12 protein-coding genes and 5 pseudogenes are annotated in these 15,086 nt (G+C 39.7%); 3 read left to right on the forward strand and 14 right to left on the reverse strand.

What is annotated here, in order from left to right; genetic code table 11:
• Positions 1 to 406 precede the first annotated feature (406 nt).
• The 7 genes and pseudogenes from ACE01R_RS12485 to ACE01R_RS12515 all read right to left on the reverse strand — a co-directional run.
• A complete protein-coding gene (locus ACE01R_RS12485) occupies positions 407 to 3,574 on the reverse strand; it encodes a site-specific integrase (RefSeq protein WP_395551541.1) in 3,168 nt (1,055 codons plus the stop codon).
• Positions 3,571 to 5,916, reverse strand: coding sequence for a hypothetical protein (locus ACE01R_RS12490; protein WP_395551542.1), 2,346 nt, complete (start codon positions 5,914 to 5,916; stop codon positions 3,571 to 3,573). Before ACE01R_RS12490 ends, ACE01R_RS12485 begins: the two co-directional genes overlap by 4 nt.
• 4 nt (positions 5,917 to 5,920) lie before the next feature.
• Positions 5,921 to 6,379 carry a hypothetical protein gene (locus tag ACE01R_RS12495; RefSeq protein WP_019383657.1) on the reverse strand — a complete coding sequence of 153 codons (459 nt, stop codon included), beginning with the start codon at positions 6,377 to 6,379 and terminating at the stop codon, positions 5,921 to 5,923.
• A 144-nt stretch (positions 6,380 to 6,523) separates the two neighbouring features.
• Positions 6,524 to 6,664 (reverse strand): annotated as a pseudogene (locus ACE01R_RS12500) (transposase); the annotation flags it as partial.
• A gap of 404 nt (positions 6,665 to 7,068) precedes the next feature.
• Complete coding sequence (gene hemJ / locus ACE01R_RS12505) at positions 7,069 to 7,521, reverse strand: protoporphyrinogen oxidase HemJ (protein ID WP_074947791.1); 453 nt, start codon at positions 7,519 to 7,521, stop codon at positions 7,069 to 7,071.
• A gap of 65 nt (positions 7,522 to 7,586) precedes the next feature.
• Positions 7,587 to 7,784: pseudogene (locus tag ACE01R_RS12510) on the reverse strand (beta-ketoacyl-ACP synthase I); the annotation flags it as partial.
• Positions 7,780 to 7,884: pseudogene (locus tag ACE01R_RS12515) on the reverse strand (transposase domain-containing protein); the annotation flags it as partial. The pseudogenes ACE01R_RS12515 and ACE01R_RS12510, both read right to left, overlap by 5 nt.
• Before the next feature lie 296 nt (positions 7,885 to 8,180).
• Between ACE01R_RS12515 and ACE01R_RS12520 the strand changes: the two are divergent.
• Genes ACE01R_RS12520 through ACE01R_RS12530 form a run of 3 tightly spaced genes read left to right on the forward strand, consistent with a single transcriptional unit; the run spans position 8,181 to position 11,161 of the window.
• Positions 8,181 to 9,248, forward strand: a complete 1,068-nt coding sequence (locus ACE01R_RS12520; RefSeq protein ID WP_257223436.1) for an efflux RND transporter periplasmic adaptor subunit — start codon at positions 8,181 to 8,183, stop codon at positions 9,246 to 9,248.
• Positions 9,245 to 10,453, forward strand: a complete 1,209-nt coding sequence (locus tag ACE01R_RS12525) for an ABC transporter permease (RefSeq protein WP_395551543.1) — start codon at positions 9,245 to 9,247, stop codon at positions 10,451 to 10,453. The genes ACE01R_RS12520 and ACE01R_RS12525 overlap by 4 nt, the downstream gene beginning before the upstream one ends.
• Positions 10,454 to 10,456: 3 nt before the next feature.
• On the forward strand, positions 10,457 to 11,161 hold the full coding sequence (locus ACE01R_RS12530) for an ABC transporter ATP-binding protein (protein ID WP_074947794.1): 705 nt from the start codon (positions 10,457 to 10,459) through the stop codon (positions 11,159 to 11,161).
• Positions 11,162 to 11,220: 59 nt separating this feature from the next.
• Here the strand turns inward: ACE01R_RS12530 and ACE01R_RS12535 are convergent.
• From ACE01R_RS12535 to ACE01R_RS12565, 7 genes and pseudogenes are all read right to left on the reverse strand, one after another.
• Positions 11,221 to 11,449, reverse strand: a pseudogene (locus tag ACE01R_RS12535) (transposase); the annotation flags it as partial.
• Between the two features lie 31 nt (positions 11,450 to 11,480).
• A pseudogene (locus ACE01R_RS12540) lies at positions 11,481 to 11,708 on the reverse strand (transposase domain-containing protein); the annotation flags it as partial.
• Positions 11,709 to 11,812: 104 nt separating this feature from the next.
• Entirely contained in the window at positions 11,813 to 13,279 is a 1,467-nt protein-coding gene (gene ltrA / locus ACE01R_RS12545; RefSeq protein ID WP_395551561.1) for a group II intron reverse transcriptase/maturase, read from the reverse strand.
• A complete protein-coding gene (tnpB, locus tag ACE01R_RS12550) occupies positions 13,237 to 13,572 on the reverse strand; it encodes an IS66 family insertion sequence element accessory protein TnpB (protein WP_004783682.1) in 336 nt (111 codons plus the stop codon). Before tnpB ends, ltrA begins: the two co-directional genes overlap by 43 nt.
• A complete protein-coding gene (tnpA, locus tag ACE01R_RS12555; RefSeq protein WP_004783683.1) occupies positions 13,569 to 13,997 on the reverse strand; it encodes an IS66-like element accessory protein TnpA in 429 nt (142 codons plus the stop codon). Before tnpA (ACE01R_RS12555) ends, tnpB begins: the two co-directional genes overlap by 4 nt.
• A 99-nt stretch (positions 13,998 to 14,096) precedes the next feature.
• Positions 14,097 to 14,525 (reverse strand): IS66-like element accessory protein TnpA, encoded by a 429-nt coding sequence (gene tnpA / locus ACE01R_RS12560; protein WP_005108355.1) that lies wholly within the window; start codon positions 14,523 to 14,525, stop codon positions 14,097 to 14,099.
• Between the two features lie 77 nt (positions 14,526 to 14,602).
• A complete protein-coding gene (locus ACE01R_RS12565; RefSeq protein ID WP_395551544.1) occupies positions 14,603 to 14,695 on the reverse strand; it encodes a hypothetical protein in 93 nt (30 codons plus the stop codon).
• Between the last annotated feature and the right edge of the window lie 391 nt (positions 14,696 to 15,086).

The following is a 15,086-nucleotide window of genomic DNA, read 5'->3' on the forward strand; positions in this document are numbered from 1 at the left end:
ATCGTCATTTTATTATGGTCAGCCTCAGGGTGAAGTGTGTCTAATCAACAGGGTTTTCGGTCTCTAAGCACTTTTTAAAGGGAACTTCATCGACTCAAATCTCTATTTGCAACAGTGCCAATCTAAAATGTAGGCATCATGTGCTAATTGCTCTAAAAAGGTTGGTATAGTGCTTCCATATCCACATTCAAGGTCGACTTTATAAATTGATCAGCCTATTTATTGTAATAATCTATTGTTTTCATTCAGTTGGATACATCTCAGCCATGTATATATACGATATCAGAGTTCGCTTATCATTGAGAAACGATTTTAACCTACAACTTCAGCGACGATATCGCTCGTCCCTTTCTAAATTGATTTATATTCAATACAGCTCGCCTTAAACACATTAAAACAATTCATTTTAAATGCTCAATTTTTCTTGCTGAATCGCATGTATCAACATAATAAACGCAATACAAAGTGTCGTATTTTTATTGTTTTCATTGATAAAGCTTAATTTAACTTCACGACTTTTTTGTGACTTATCCGGTGGATCATTATCAACTTTTAGCTGCGTATCCTCAGGGAGTAAATACTTCAGTCCCGTAATCAGATGTTGAATGGACCAATCGACACGTGGCCTATTTTGCTTATCAAAACGATATTGAAAATGAATAAAGTTTTTTCTCAGCTTTCCATGTTCAATTAAAATACTCAAGGCTTCTAAAACCTGATGTTGAACCCGCTTTGGCAGTGCTGAAATCTCTACGCATTGCTTTGCTTCAAAACCTTTCTTTAAGGCTTTTTCATATAAGGAGAGGAGTTCATCTTCACTAAAATCCTCATTATTTTGAGGCTTTTTTACCGCCACCCACTTAGTAGCGAGCTTTTTACTGCGTAATACCCAATCATGGTCCTCATAGGCTCTATATTTAATGTAATCATGGATGATGGTAGATACAGATGCATTTTTACTTATTTTAGGCTGAACAGGTTTAACTGAATCCACTTTTTTGAGTGCATATGTGGCATGATAAAAATCGAAATACTGGCCTTTTCCTATTATATGATTAAGATCCACAATTTCTGTGTTAGCACTTGTTAAGTCATTTTGAAGTATCAGTTTGATCGTGTCCCAATGAATTGTACAAGGCAAATGATAAATTCGATCTATCACCAACAAATCCAGCACATGTAGATAGTGAGATGCTGTTTGCTCTATGTTTGCATGCCCCATCCAGTCAGCTAGTAACCGCCACTTATGCTGTATGACAGCTTCATGCTGAATTGCAGTTTCTCCAAATAAATGCTGACGCATGACTTTACACCGGCTCCAAGTGTAATCCGTATAGGTCATGATCATCTCTTTTGAGCCTAACCAAGCGATTGCTAAATGATTCGCGGCACTATGTCTAAAGTTATGGAAAGTATAACCATGCCCTTCACCCAATATCTCATCAAAAATCACTTGGGTCATTTCACTAATATAAGCTTCACTTAAAATTTCGCCATCTTGGGCAAAAATCAATTTGTCCGCATGATTAGTTTTCGCTGGATTATGTGTAATACATTGTTTTAGATATTGCTGTACCAATGCCAACTCTTCATCGAGCATGACGGCGTTCAGATCAAGCTGACGCTTTGCGTTTTGGCTTTTGAGTTTCCGATAAACATTGTTACGTAAATTAAAACGGATCTGCACAGGTTTGGTCAGCGTATCATTACGCCAAATCAGTTCAGGACAAATGACCTCTGCCAATGTAAGTCCCCTAATTTCATTCAATCGCATCCCCAAACGAAATGCGAGTAAATACATGAGCTGTAGCTGAAAAAGATACGCTTGCTCTTTAGTTGTTTGACATTTTTCAATCTTTAAACTTAGTACCTGTTTAAGCTGATTGAACAATTTTGGGCTAATTAATTTGGCATGACAAAATTGTACACGATGATAATCATTGTATTGAAAGGTACCGACCTTAGGGACACGGTATTGTTTCATACAAAACTGATGAAATGCTTTAAGTCTGCCAAATGCATACTGTGCACGTCCGTGATTGGCCTTAGGATCAGTCTCACGTTTGGCTTGATCTCGATCATCAATACTATCTAAGATAGCGTCGTACAGTTCCTCACAATCTTCTTGATCCATGTTATCTATATCACCTGGGAACATATAGACATGGAATAAGTAATCTTTAGCGATACTACTTAAATACCGCTCGATGCTATTGAGTTTCATTTTTTGAGACTTAAGATGAAAAATCCAACCCAGTAGCCTGAGCTGTGCTTCTATTAGATTTTTTTCATACAGGCCAACGTGAGGCTTCTTTTCTTCTAGTCGCTTCTGAATGCTTGTCCATCTGATCCATTTAACACGTTCACTTTTACGCTGCCGTTTCTGACGCTTATCAACTTCAGTCTGATCTTTTTCAAATAGCATCAATTCAAATGGAATTTCTTTGAGTTGCTGGTGAGCTGTAATTAAGTCTGGTACCGCCTTTTCTGTCTGTAGTGGTATATCCCGCTCAATATGTGTTAACTGCGTCTGCAAGATGTTGTGATCTAACCATGCTCTCGCCTGATCAATAGGTGTTAACGACACCGTTTTGAGACGACCTCGCATAACCTCGCTTAAGCACATATCTAAGCCCGAATAAGAGTCAAGCTCAATGGCTAAGTTTGAATGATCAAAAGGTGTAAGTGAACGAAGCTCTGCTAACTGTTTATCATTACGGCGTAGTAGTTTTTTCAGACCTACGAACTGATGACTCAGATCAATTTCTTTAGGTAATTTCCCTAATACAGTAGAGATAGACTCCAAAACATATCGTGGCATCTGCTGATTCAAGGCTTGAGAGCCATGCTGTTTTATCCCTTGTATAAACAACTGTGCATAGGGATTAAGCCAAATATAACGCCACTGATACACCTGTCTATTTTCGATTTGATTACCATAAGTACGCTGTGGTACTCGATAATGCAGTGCGAGTGGTTGGATGATTGTTTTATATCCAGCATGATAAAGTTTAGTACAGATTTGGAGTTCATCTTTGACAATAGCGTTGACCAGGGTATTACCAATTGCTGTTAATTGACTTAGATCAGTACAGCCAGAGCAGTACATCAGACTTAAATAAAAATTCCCCCATAACCATGCCGGAGTAACTTCATCCTTGTATGGACAATTCCAATAGGATTTTAAGGCTATAGCAATATGATAATGTTTTTGTCCTTGCCGAAGATGTGATTCAGTACTACGAAGTTGTCTGGGTATAGGTTCTAGAAAAGTAGTTTTAGGCCATACTTTGATTGGATACGCATTCTTTGCTTGAGATAAATAGGTCTGACGCAAAGATAAAAAATATTTTTCAATAGCTTGAATATACGGTTTTTGAGTATCTTTCCGAGTAAATTTCTTCTGCTCTAAAAAACAAATAAATTCATCATAAAACTCGTACCACAAGGTATTTAGTGTGTTATCTAATAATTCAGGTTGGTCTCTTAAACTCTTAATCTGACTTTTCATTTCGGCAAATGCAGAATCAACCTGAACCTGAATTTTTTGAATCAATGACTCATCTATACTCATGATAAGCCCTCAGATTGAAGTACTGAAATGTATGACAGATGCTCAATCTGCAATTGCTTAATCATGCGATCAATATTTTGGGTAAATTGATTGATATATTGTGGTAAAGATGCAGATGAATAGCGATAAAAGAGCTCCTGATTACGCTGATCATGCCCATAAACTGCTTGTATGACATTAAAAGCCAAACCTTGCTTCATCAACATATTCATATCAAAGTGTCGTAGCCAGTTATTATATAAACTGCTGAGTTGATGACCTTCAATATAGTCATTAATCCAACTTCGGTTAAGCGCAGCAATCTTAATTTTCTTACTTGCCCATTCCTCAGCAGTGGTCGGTAACGATTTCGGGTAATGGATCACTTGGCCAAACAAATCTTGCAATGTAATCTTTTTCCCAAATACAAATCGGAGGAGCTCTTCATACTGCTGAGTGACCGTATTTAAAAATTGCGTATAACGTTTAAAAGCTTGGATAAAAAATGCTGGGAGCGGTATATAGCGACCATCTTTTCGTGATCGACTGTTTTGCTTATCATCTACATACAACAACTTTAGTTTTAAATCGTAGTCACTATACTTTCCTAATAAGTTTTCGCGAGGACGGCGTGTTAGGCACAATAAGCTGATATGCCACATCCAAGCACTATAGGCATTAATTCGCTCAATTATATGTTGATGTATCTGTATTTTATCAACGCAAATGGCATGTAATCGTGTAAAAAATTGACCAACATAATTTTGATTGAGTGCTAATTGGCTACCAAAACGTGATATAGACGCAGGTTCATGTTTAACAAACTGCTCTTTAAGCATTTCAATTTCTGTTTTCGTTTCTTCAACACTGAGTGTCTCTAAGTAGATCAAATAATGCTGATTCAATTCCGATGCGCTCACACCATTGTAGAAACTACTCGGTAGCTCATGGGTGCTATCTTTGCCCGATAGCACATGGGCAATATATTCATTAAAAGTACGGTGAAAAATATAGAAATACAGCTGGGCTTGGAGTTTCTCAACAGTAATTGAACCTAGCCCCTGATTCTGAGTCCATTTTTTGAGTCTTTGATTGATCTCTTGTACTGTAAGTACCTGTTGTGATCCATTCAAAATAAGATATTCAAACCAACTGCTTGATACATGGAGATCATGCGTCACTGTTTTATTCAGTTGGTGAATCTTTAAAGTTTCAACTTTTTGTTTTGTAATATCTAAATGTAATCTGAGTCGATACTCTGGCTTTTTAGAACTACCACCTTTAATAAGCACTCCCTCATCAATCAGTTGTTTATATTGAAGCAAATGCATTGGTGATAAACCCGTCGCTAAACTCAATAGGCATGCTGCTGCAATCGCTGAATCTTGAGTAGGAGCATTATATAACTCACCCTTCAAAATATAGATAAGATGTTGAATCACATCTTTGCTCATGTAATTTGTGTTGGTTACAAACGGTTGTAGACGTCTTTGACGATGCCTCATCAAATGTTCACTATGATTGTTCAATACTGTATTAAAACGAGCTGTAGATTTAGATGTTGTATGTACAGCAATCCCCTCATCTATAAATTCAACATCTCCATCATCAGCATAAAAGATCTCCTGTCGAGCTTGAATATATGCTGGATATCCTTTAATAAGCTGTCTTTGTTCTCTCTTCTTTTGGAAACTTCTTAATTTTTTCTTTGTCGGCCAATCTGAAATTTTTATTTTTTTACGACGCGAGCGTTTTACAATCCTCCCTTGTTTTAATCGTTTAAAGATAATTTTTAAGTCATTTATATAATTTAGCACCTTAGTTTGAGTGAACTCGTGCAAATTTTGTTTTATTTTATTCTTAAGGAAACTCTCCCAGTCACTCGTCACCTTGTCCTGTTCGAGTTCTAACATATATTCTATAAAGTATTCTAAGAGCCTTTTACTCTCGTCTTTTAAAGAACTTTCTTCACTTTGTTGTAGAATTGATTTTGCAATATATCGAAATAAATCAAAAATTTCTTTTTGTTTAGCTTGGGAATCTGGGATAACGGCTAATTTTATATAAAGCGCTTCAACAAAATAACTCGTTCTCAAAATGAGGTATGACCATCCAGCATGGTCTAATACATCACCCGAAGCAAAAAAGCTTAAGGCCGCAACTCGATATTCTTCACCCAGTTTACGCGCTTTAATTATCTCGTGAAAAACATTATGCGCAGTTTTTCCAAAATCACTAAAAGTCTGCTTATCACTTTCATCTAAATCATCAAATACAGCATGCGAAATAAACTTTGTTCTGTACTCTTGGTATTGTGTTAAAAAGAGATCTTGTCTCCGTTCTCTCTTTTTCTGAACTTCCATTCGTTCACTCTTGCTCTGCATTGATTAAAGTTGAAGTCTCGATCATACCAAGCTGCTTCTTAGAACATTTCTCCATGACTTTTTGTCTCGTTTCATCGTTACGTATGTCAAAAAATTGAAGTAGTAGTGGTGTAGTGAGTTCCTTACGTGTATTAAAAATTTCTAATGCCATTTTTGAATCGATATATTTTTCCATATCGCAAATAAGCTGAATCTGCGGAATATATTGGACATTTGCACGTACTGCCCTATCTGTTTTCAAAAGTTCTAAAATACGATGCCAGAGTTTTACATAAATTTTTTTAAAATTATTCTGCTTACTCTTGTTGTTGCCCGGCCTGATTTTTTCTAGTTGTTTCAGCTTAGCTTTGATGTATTCCAAGTCTTCTGTTTTGGTTGATAAGGGTAGAACAAATTGATAAAAAAATACGAGAGTATTTTTTATCGTTTGATCAAAACTCATGACACAATTAGCTCAAAATATTAATACAAATAGTTATAACACTTTTTCTATTTTTTATTTCATAAATCAAAATAAATTTAGTAAGCATCTGTAATAAAACATCTTTTAAAAATTTATTCTTCCAGTTTTTTATAGTTTTTAGTTATTCAATCCATGTTGCAAAGCGACTGAAGCAATTGAAACGTCCGGTGCTTTACAAGCCTGAACGATCTGCTGTTTAAATTCAGCACTGTATGTTCGTTTTTTCGCAAGAGATGCGATGGATGTCTGATTATTTGTAGTCATAAATTTAAGTCCCCACTTGTTTCTAAGTGGGGACTAAATTAAGGCTTATAGGATGAATTCAGAAGGTGTGTTCAGCGGACGCTTACTAAGTTGATTACTTGATTTAACTTTATTCATGTCGGTGAACAGGTAATAGATATCTAGTGAATAGAGTTTTCTGTCTCTAAGATTTTTTGAATCGGGATATCATCGACTCAGATCCCTATTTGCAACAGTGCCATTAATCATATAAAGCATTAGATATAGATTACTCTTGCCTTTTATGAAGGTGAAAAGCACTGCTTTGTAGATGGAGGGATTCTATTTTTGAGGAGGCTTTAAATTCCTCATTTAATAGAGAGAATGTACTTTTAAATATTTAAAATAAAAAAAACCTCCTTAAGGAGGTTTTAAAATCAACTGGATTAAAACTGCGGTTTAACCACCACTAAAATCACTACTGCGAGTAAAATAAGCGTTGGCATTTCATTGAAGAAACGCCAAAACTTATGTGATTTGTAATGCGGGTTTTCCATCAGTTTTTTACGGTAATAACCACAAACAAAATGGTAAATCACCAGTAAGCCCACTAATCCAACTTTCAGGTAAAACCAGAGTGCTTCATGGTAATGCCGAGTTGCATCACCCCAATCCACTAAAAAATGCGCTGTGATGAGAGTGGCAAGCATTGACGGCCACATGATGCCGCGGTACAACTTTCGTTCCATAATCTGGAAACGCTGATGACTCGTGGCATCTTCACTCATCGCATGATAAACATATAAACGTGGCAAGTAGAACAAAGCGGCGAACCAGCAAACTACAGCAATAATATGTAATGCTTTTACCCACAAGAAAGCATCAGAAGGAGCATCCATCTATTCACCCTTTTAAGGGCAGTGTGGCAGAAGTTGATCATCCGTTGCCGAATGATCAACAATTCTTAGCTTAGCCTTCTCAATTTTTTGAAAACAAGACATGCATTTACACCGCCAAAATCGAAACTGTTACTCATCATAGTATTCAATTTTATGTCACATTTTTCAAGCACGATATCAAATGGTTTTGCACCTTCATCCAGTTCAGTCACGTTGATTTTTGGTGCAATAAAGTCATTTTGCATCATCAATACTGAATAAATCACTCATGTAGGCATACGGATCCAGTCCATTCAGTTTCGCTGACTGTAAGCATCATGTGTTCACAGCTCGTTGACCACTGTACAGTGATCCTGCAAACAGCTAGCTCTTACGTCCCATGCATGAGTATTTGTAGTCATGAATTAAGTCTCCACTTATTTTAAGTGGGGACCAAATTAAGGATTATCGGATAGCTTGATAAAGTGTGTTCACTAGAGAGGTTGCTACAATCCTTTTTGGGGAAGGAATTGTTTTATATAATACTTAGAAATAGATTATATTATTCTTAATTAGATAAGATAAGCAAAATACAGATGCAAACATTTCTATTAGGAAAGAGGGCTCTTTCCGTTCTTGTAGTGCTTATTACATTAATCTTATTTTTGGTTTATGTCCTATTGCGTACAGGACCTTTTGCACCAGTCAAGGTCAGTCTGACACAGGTTAAGTATAAATCTATTCAGCCTAGTCTGTTTGGTATAGCGACTGTTGAAGCTCGTCATAATTACAAAATTGGTCCCACAGCGGCAGGTCGTCTTAAAAACCTTCAAGTCGATATTGGCGATGCTGTACAAACTGGACAGCTCTTGGGAGAAATGGATCCAGTCGATTTGGAAGAAAAAACACTTGCACAACGTGCCATTATCCAAAAAATCATCTCTCAGCAACAAGATATTCAAATTCGTCAAAAGTTTACACAGCAACAAGTTCAACGCTATCAGCAACTCACCAAAATCAATGCCACCAGTCAAGAGTCACTCGCGATTAAGCAGCAGGAGCTTGATCTCGCTACAACAGCACTTGGCTCAATGCAACAAGAACTTAATAAAGCTCGTGCAGACCTCAATACACTACAAGCCCAGCGCGACAATTTAAATTTAATGGCAACAGCACCAGGTATAGTCACAGCCCGTTATGCAGAACCTGGCTCTACTGTAGTTGCAGGGCAAACCGTATTGGAAATTGTAGACCCGAAGTCTATTTGGTTGAATACACGCTTCGATCAATCTAGTGCGATTGGCTTAGCCTCAGGTTTACCTGCACAAATTCATTTACGTTCGCGTCAAAGTAACACGCTTTCAGGTCAAGTCTTATGGGTAGAGCCTCGTGCAGATGTTATTACCGAAGAAATCTTAGCCAAAGTAGTCTTTAGTCAACAACCTAACCCTCTACCCCCTTTAGGTGAATTAGCAGAAGTGACAATTAAATTAGCACCACTGTCTCGCAGCCTTGCTATTCCAAATGCTGCTATTCACCGCATCAATAACCAAGTCGGTGTCTGGAAAGTGACAGATCAAAAACTACAATTTATTGAAATTAAACTAGGTCGCTCTAATTTAGAGGGTGATGTTCAAGTACTCGATGGTCTATCAGAAAATGATCAAATCGTTTTATATAGTGAAAAACCACTTAATGCGAAAAACCGTTTGCGTATTGTAAAAAATCTTGCAGGAACATCTGAATGATTAGCTTAGCCGGTCGGGATATATTCCATTCATGGGGTAAGTTTGTTTTTACTGGTTTTGGACTTGGCTTGTTGATCGGCGTGACTCTAATTATGGCGGGTGTCTACCGTGGTATGGTGGATGATGCCAAGGCTTTATTAAATAATAGCGGTGCAGATTTATGGGTGGTACAACAAGATACGCTTGGTCCATATGCTGAACCTTCTAGTGTGCGTGATGATTTATATCGTAGTGTCATGACTACACCTGAAGTAGAACATGCCTCAAATATTACTTATCTGACCACACAAGTTCATTATAAAGATAAAGATATCCGTGCGATGGTGGTTGGAATCCATACAGGTGAACATGCCTGGAATAATTTAGGCTGGCCACCTTACCTTTTATCGGGACGTCAATTGACTCGGGGGCACTATGAAGCTGTTGTAGACATCACTTCAGGACTTAAATTAGGTGATCGCATCAAAATCCGTCGTAATTATTTTACTGTAGTAGGATTGACTCGACGAATGGTGTCATCAGGTGGTGACCCGATGATTTTTATTCCGCTTAAAGATGCACAACAAGCCCAATTTCAAAAAGATAATGCGGCAATTTTACAAGACCGCCGACGTACCGCACAAAATCCGATTTACAATCGTCCTGCGTATCCAGATTTATTAGACAGTGTTCTGAGTGCTCAAACCAGCAATCGTTATGTAAATGCAATTTTAGTCCGTCTTAAAACTGGTACTTCCGCAGAAGATACTGCTGAACACATCCAACGTTGGCAGCAACTGACTGTCTACACGCGTCTTCAAATGGAACATATTTTAATTAGCAAGATGATTGCAACATCAGCAAGGCAGATTGCGATGTTTTTAGTAATTTTGGCTTTGGTGAGCGCGGCAATTGTGGCATTTATTATTTATACCCTAACCATGGATAAAATTCGAGAAATTGCAGTTCTGAAACTAATTGGAACACGCAACCGAACGATTGCCTGGATGATCTTACAGCAAGCGCTCGCACTTGGTCTAATTGGATTTACTATAGGTAAAATCACTTCAACCTTTGCTGCGCCATATTTTCCAAAGTATGTATTATTGATTCCTCAGGATTCTATTCTTGGATTTATTGCTGTGATGTTGATTTGTATGTTGGCAAGTCTAGTAGCTATTCGTATGGCATTACGTATTGATCCAGCCGAAGCAATTGGAGGATAACACATGACCCACGGAATTTTAATTGAGGGTTTAAAAAAACGTTTTGGGCAAGGTGATAATGCTTTTTATGCATTAAAAGATGTCAATATGTGGGTGGATCCAGGAGAAGTTGTTGGACTGATTGGTCCGTCAGGTTCAGGTAAAAGTACCTTATTAAAATGTTTAGGCGCTGTGATTGATCCCACTGAAGGACGTATGACTTTAGGGAGTGAAGTGATTTTTGATCAACACTGGTTGGTAAAAGATTTAAGTGCATTGCGACGTGACAAAATTGGTTTTATGTTCCAAACACCTTATTTGATTCCTTTTTTGAATGTTTTAGATAATGTTGCGCTATTACCTATGCTTGCAGGTGTTCCTAATGACACTGCACGTGCAAGTGCTTTAGAAATTTTGACTGCTTTAGATGTTCAGCATCGTGTTCATGCCATGCCTGGGCAATTATCAGGTGGTGAACAACAACGTGTAGCTATTGCACGCGGCTTGATTAATAAGCCACCTGTCATTTTGGCAGATGAGCCAACGGCACCTTTAGACAGCGTTCGTGCCATGACTGTAATTCGTTTGTTGCACGAAATGGCGGAAAAATTTCAAACAGCAATTATTGTTGTTACACATGACGATAAAATTATTCCGACTTTCCAGCGACTGTATCATATTCGTGAGGGAATAACGTATGAAGAAAAAGGAGAGGGTCGTAGTTTCTAAAAGCTTAGAAATTTAAAGTATTTTATCTAGTTGATAGATTTAGATTAATAGCTTAATTTTTTCAATAAGCTGAATAAATTTTCTTTTTATTGCGTTGTTTTAAGTGGTATTCATCTGCTTTGGATAAACGAATAGTTTTCATATTCTTACGATGATATGTAATTAAACCAAATGTCTTGATTCCTCAAATTTGATTTTTAATTCTTGACTGATATATCCACGAACAGCATAGAGTTTTGTTTTTAAGCCTTCTACCAAATGCTCAATCATTTTAATGTCTGCTGTATGGTAAGCGTCCGCTGAATCCCATGCCTATTTTTTAATTTTGGTCGGATTTCCAGCGGTGTGGCAGTAATTCTTCTATTTGGGTCACTTTATGCGTCGGCAGCCTTTTCAGCACATCACTTAAATAGGCATACGGATCCAGTCCATTCAGCTTTGCTGACTGGATTAAAGTCATGATATTGGCAGCTCGTTGGCCGCTGCGCAGCGAGCCAGCAAACAGCCAGTTCTTACGTCCCAACGCCCAGGGGCGCATCTGATTGTCGGGTAGTCAGACGCAGTTACCCACGTCCAACCCCCTAAGAACCGTGCATGCGAGTTTCCCAGCACACGGCTCAAGCCTCTGCTAAGGCGCCATTCGGCACCCGGTTATACATCGTTGACATTGGCAAATTGCACATTCCTTGGGCAATACAGGTGGTAGATCTCAAGATTAGCGACCGCATCCGTCCCACCATGACTTAGCTTCACAATATGGCGGCTGTGCCATGGTGTGTCTTTAGTGACTGGTTTAAGGCAGGCGCAGCAGCGACCACCTTGTTTTAGCCACACCCGATACAGCTTGGCTCGACCCTTTGCAGAGATCATGCCCCATCGGGATTCGAAGTACTCATTCCATGCGGGGTCGTGAGGATTGGCAGCAGCCTTGATCTTGATATGTCGCACAATTGGCGTGTCCGAGGCAGACACTAATGTGTATTGCCGCTTTCGACCATCGGCGGACTGTTCATCACATGAGAACACCCATCGACGCGCCCCTTGTACTTTGAAATACCGATCCTTGACCCATCGGAGTGTTTTGCGAGGGTGGCGACGTGCTGCCCATCGCCAGAGCATTTCCCACACTGTGCTGTCTACCTGGTTGAAGACCTTCTTGGCAACGACATGACTATGATAGTTGGCCCAACCCCTTAGAATCGGGTTGAGCAAACCGATCAAAGTGGCCTGTCGTGTCGCTCTGTTTGCCTTGATCAATGCTCGCAGCTTGACGAGATGAGCACTGATGTTTGCCTTTGACGGCTTGATCAGTAGCTTGCCGTTGTACTTGCGCACGTTCCAGCCAAGAAAATCGAACCCGTTCCCTATGTGCGTGATTTTGGTCTTTTCCTGAGAGAGCACGAGACCGCGCTCCGCCAGAAATTCAACCACGGCAGGGCGAACTTCATTTTCGAGCCACTCTTTAGAGTATCCCGTGATGATGAAATCGTCCGCATACCTTACCAGTTGCAGCTTTTTGCCTGTCCATTTGGCGTTAGGGAATCTCTTCGCCAGCATTGTTTCCAGCCCATCCAAGGTCATGTTGGCCAACACCGGGGAGATGATACCTCCTTGCGGTGTTCCGGAAAGACTGGGAAACAGCTTGCTTTGGTAGACGTAACCGGCTTTGAGCCATTTCCGTAGAATCGCCTTGTCCATCGGGATGTTGGCGATCAACCAGTCATGGCTGATATTGTCGAAACAGCCTTCAATGTCACCTTCTAACACCCACTCCGCATTTGCTTTTCGTGACAGCACACCAAAGCACTGTGCTGCAGCATCCGCGGTTGAGCGTTGCGGTCTGAACCCATAAGAGTTCGGATCGGCGGTGGTCTCCGCGATGGGTTCCAAAGCCAGCAGATAGAGCGCCTGCATGGCCCGGCATTTCATCGTGGGTATCCCGAGAGGTCTCATCTTGCCATTTTTCTTCGGAATAAGGACTCTCCGAAGCGGAAGGGGCGTGTAACCTCTATGCCTGAGGTCATGACGCAGAGGAAATAGAACGTTTGGAGAATAGCAGAATGTAGCAGCCTGGTTTAGAGCATTGTTACCACTTGCTGTCGTCCAATGCGCTGCCAGGGCAAACCCTGAATTAGTGCCTGTAACTGTTCTGGACTGAGAGCTACGTTTTCACCCTGGTGAACTTTAGCCCAGTGGAATTTTCCCTGTTCCAGCCGCCGGGCACAGAGCCAGATGCCCAGTCCATCATGTACCAGCACTTTCATACGATGGCCACGTTTATTACAGAACAGGTAGGCGCAATGCGGTTTGATTGAGCCAAAGGCTTTCATAATCTGCGCCATGGCCGTATCCATACCCGCACGCATGTCCATGGGCTGGGTAGACAACCAGATTTCATCGATACGGATCATTTGATCAAGCCCTGAAGTAAAAGCAGTAATTCAGTTGCAGACTCCACCGGCCATTCGATTTCGATCATCTGATCCCTTACTGAACCTTGTTCATCATGTAATGGAATCCTAATATGAGCGGTAGCTTTCTTCTCTGGCACAGGTGGCGGAGGTGCTTCTTGTTTGACTGGCGTCGGGTGAAGAATGACGGGAAGGAAGTCGGTCTGTGGAATGGATGAGATTGTTAATGATGGAACCATTGATCTGGACTGACGAATCCATTTATGCAACAGATTGGCATTGATCTGATGTTGCATTGCGACCTTAGCCACCGATGTATCTGGCTGCTGGCATTGCTGAATAAGTTGATGTTTAAATTCAGCCGTGAAGGTTCGACGGGGCTTTTTTAGCGTTGGTGCAGTGTCTATAACTGTCTTTAAATCCATAAATAGGTGTCCACTTAAATTTTAGTGGACACTATCGCGGTATTAATGAGTTAGAAAAAGTGGGGCTCAGCGGACGCTTACAGATTTCATCGATACGGATCATTTGATCAAGCCCTGAAGTAAAAGCAGCAACTCCTTGGCCGATTCCACTGGCCATTCGATTTCGATCACCTGATCTCTTGCAGAACATTGTTTCTGATGCAGTGGAATTCTGATATGAGCGACAGTATTCTTCTCCGGCACAGATAGCGGAGGTGCGTCTTGTTTGGCTGGAGTCGGGTGAAGCATGACCGGAAGAAAGTCAGTCTGTGGACTAGATGGGGTTGTTAATGCAGGGGGTATTGATCTGGATTGACGAATCCATTTATGCAACAGATTGGCATTGATCTGATGTTGCATTGCGACCTTGGCCACTGATGTATCTGGCTGCTGGCATTGCTGAATAAGTTGATGTTTAAATTCAGCCGTGAAGGTTCGACGAGGCTTTTTTAGCGTTGGTGTGCTGTCTATAACTGTCTTTAAATCCATAAATAGGTGTCCACTTAAAATTTAGTGGACACTATCGCGGTATTAATGAGTTAGAAAAAGTGGGGCTCAGCGGACGCTTACGCTGTATGTTCATTAGATAAAGCTGTACTGACAATTTTGCCTGACTGACTCATGATTAAATGCAGCTTACAGCCAAAGAACCAGTCCATTGAGCTTTTACCGTGTGTTGCAATGGTAGATATTTATACCGTTGAATACGCTGATTTTTGCATACAGGCAGCGTAGTCGATTGATCCATAAATAAAATTGCTCTGATAATCTTTCATCAAGGCAAAATGTAAAGCATACAGTGCCAATCGATGTGCTCTAATGAGATAAACTATCCGTTGTTAACAAGGTAAATATCTAAAGAGTTGACCGTGATTTTGCTTTAATGAAAAGAATAAAACTTTGAGATTATGGAAATACGAAAATTTATACTAAATGGCAATAAACACGATTTACGAAACTTTTAATTGAGAGGATCGTATTTTAAAAATTGCCAATAAGTTACTTCGATTTTTGAAAAAAGTCATCAATCATGCAGAAGAAATATGTAAA

It is taken from the genome of Acinetobacter sp. BSP-28 (assembly GCF_044130285.1).
Classification (GTDB): domain Bacteria; phylum Pseudomonadota; class Gammaproteobacteria; order Pseudomonadales; family Moraxellaceae; genus Acinetobacter.

Coding starts and splice junctions, on each gene's coding strand:
- ACE01R_RS12530 (WP_074947794.1), top strand. CDS start 10,457: ATGACCCACGGAATTTTAATTGAGGGTTTAAAAAAACGTTTTGGGCAA.
- ACE01R_RS12565 (WP_395551544.1), bottom strand. CDS start 14,695: ATGGACTGGTTCTTTGGCTGTAAGCTGCATTTAATCATGAGTCAGTCA.
- ACE01R_RS12490 (WP_395551542.1), bottom strand. CDS start 5,916: ATGGAAGTTCAGAAAAAGAGAGAACGGAGACAAGATCTCTTTTTAACA.
- tnpB (WP_004783682.1), bottom strand. CDS start 13,572: ATGATCCGTATCGATGAAATCTGGTTGTCTACCCAGCCCATGGACATG.
- tnpA (WP_004783683.1), bottom strand. CDS start 13,997: ATGGATTTAAAGACAGTTATAGACACTGCACCAACGCTAAAAAAGCCC.
- ACE01R_RS12495 (WP_019383657.1), bottom strand. CDS start 6,379: ATGAGTTTTGATCAAACGATAAAAAATACTCTCGTATTTTTTTATCAA.
- ACE01R_RS12525 (WP_395551543.1), top strand. CDS start 9,245: ATGATTAGCTTAGCCGGTCGGGATATATTCCATTCATGGGGTAAGTTT.
- hemJ (WP_074947791.1), bottom strand. CDS start 7,521: ATGGATGCTCCTTCTGATGCTTTCTTGTGGGTAAAAGCATTACATATT.
- ACE01R_RS12485 (WP_395551541.1), bottom strand. CDS start 3,574: ATGAGTATAGATGAGTCATTGATTCAAAAAATTCAGGTTCAGGTTGAT.
- tnpA (WP_005108355.1), bottom strand. CDS start 14,525: ATGGATTTAAAGACAGTTATAGACAGCACACCAACGCTAAAAAAGCCT.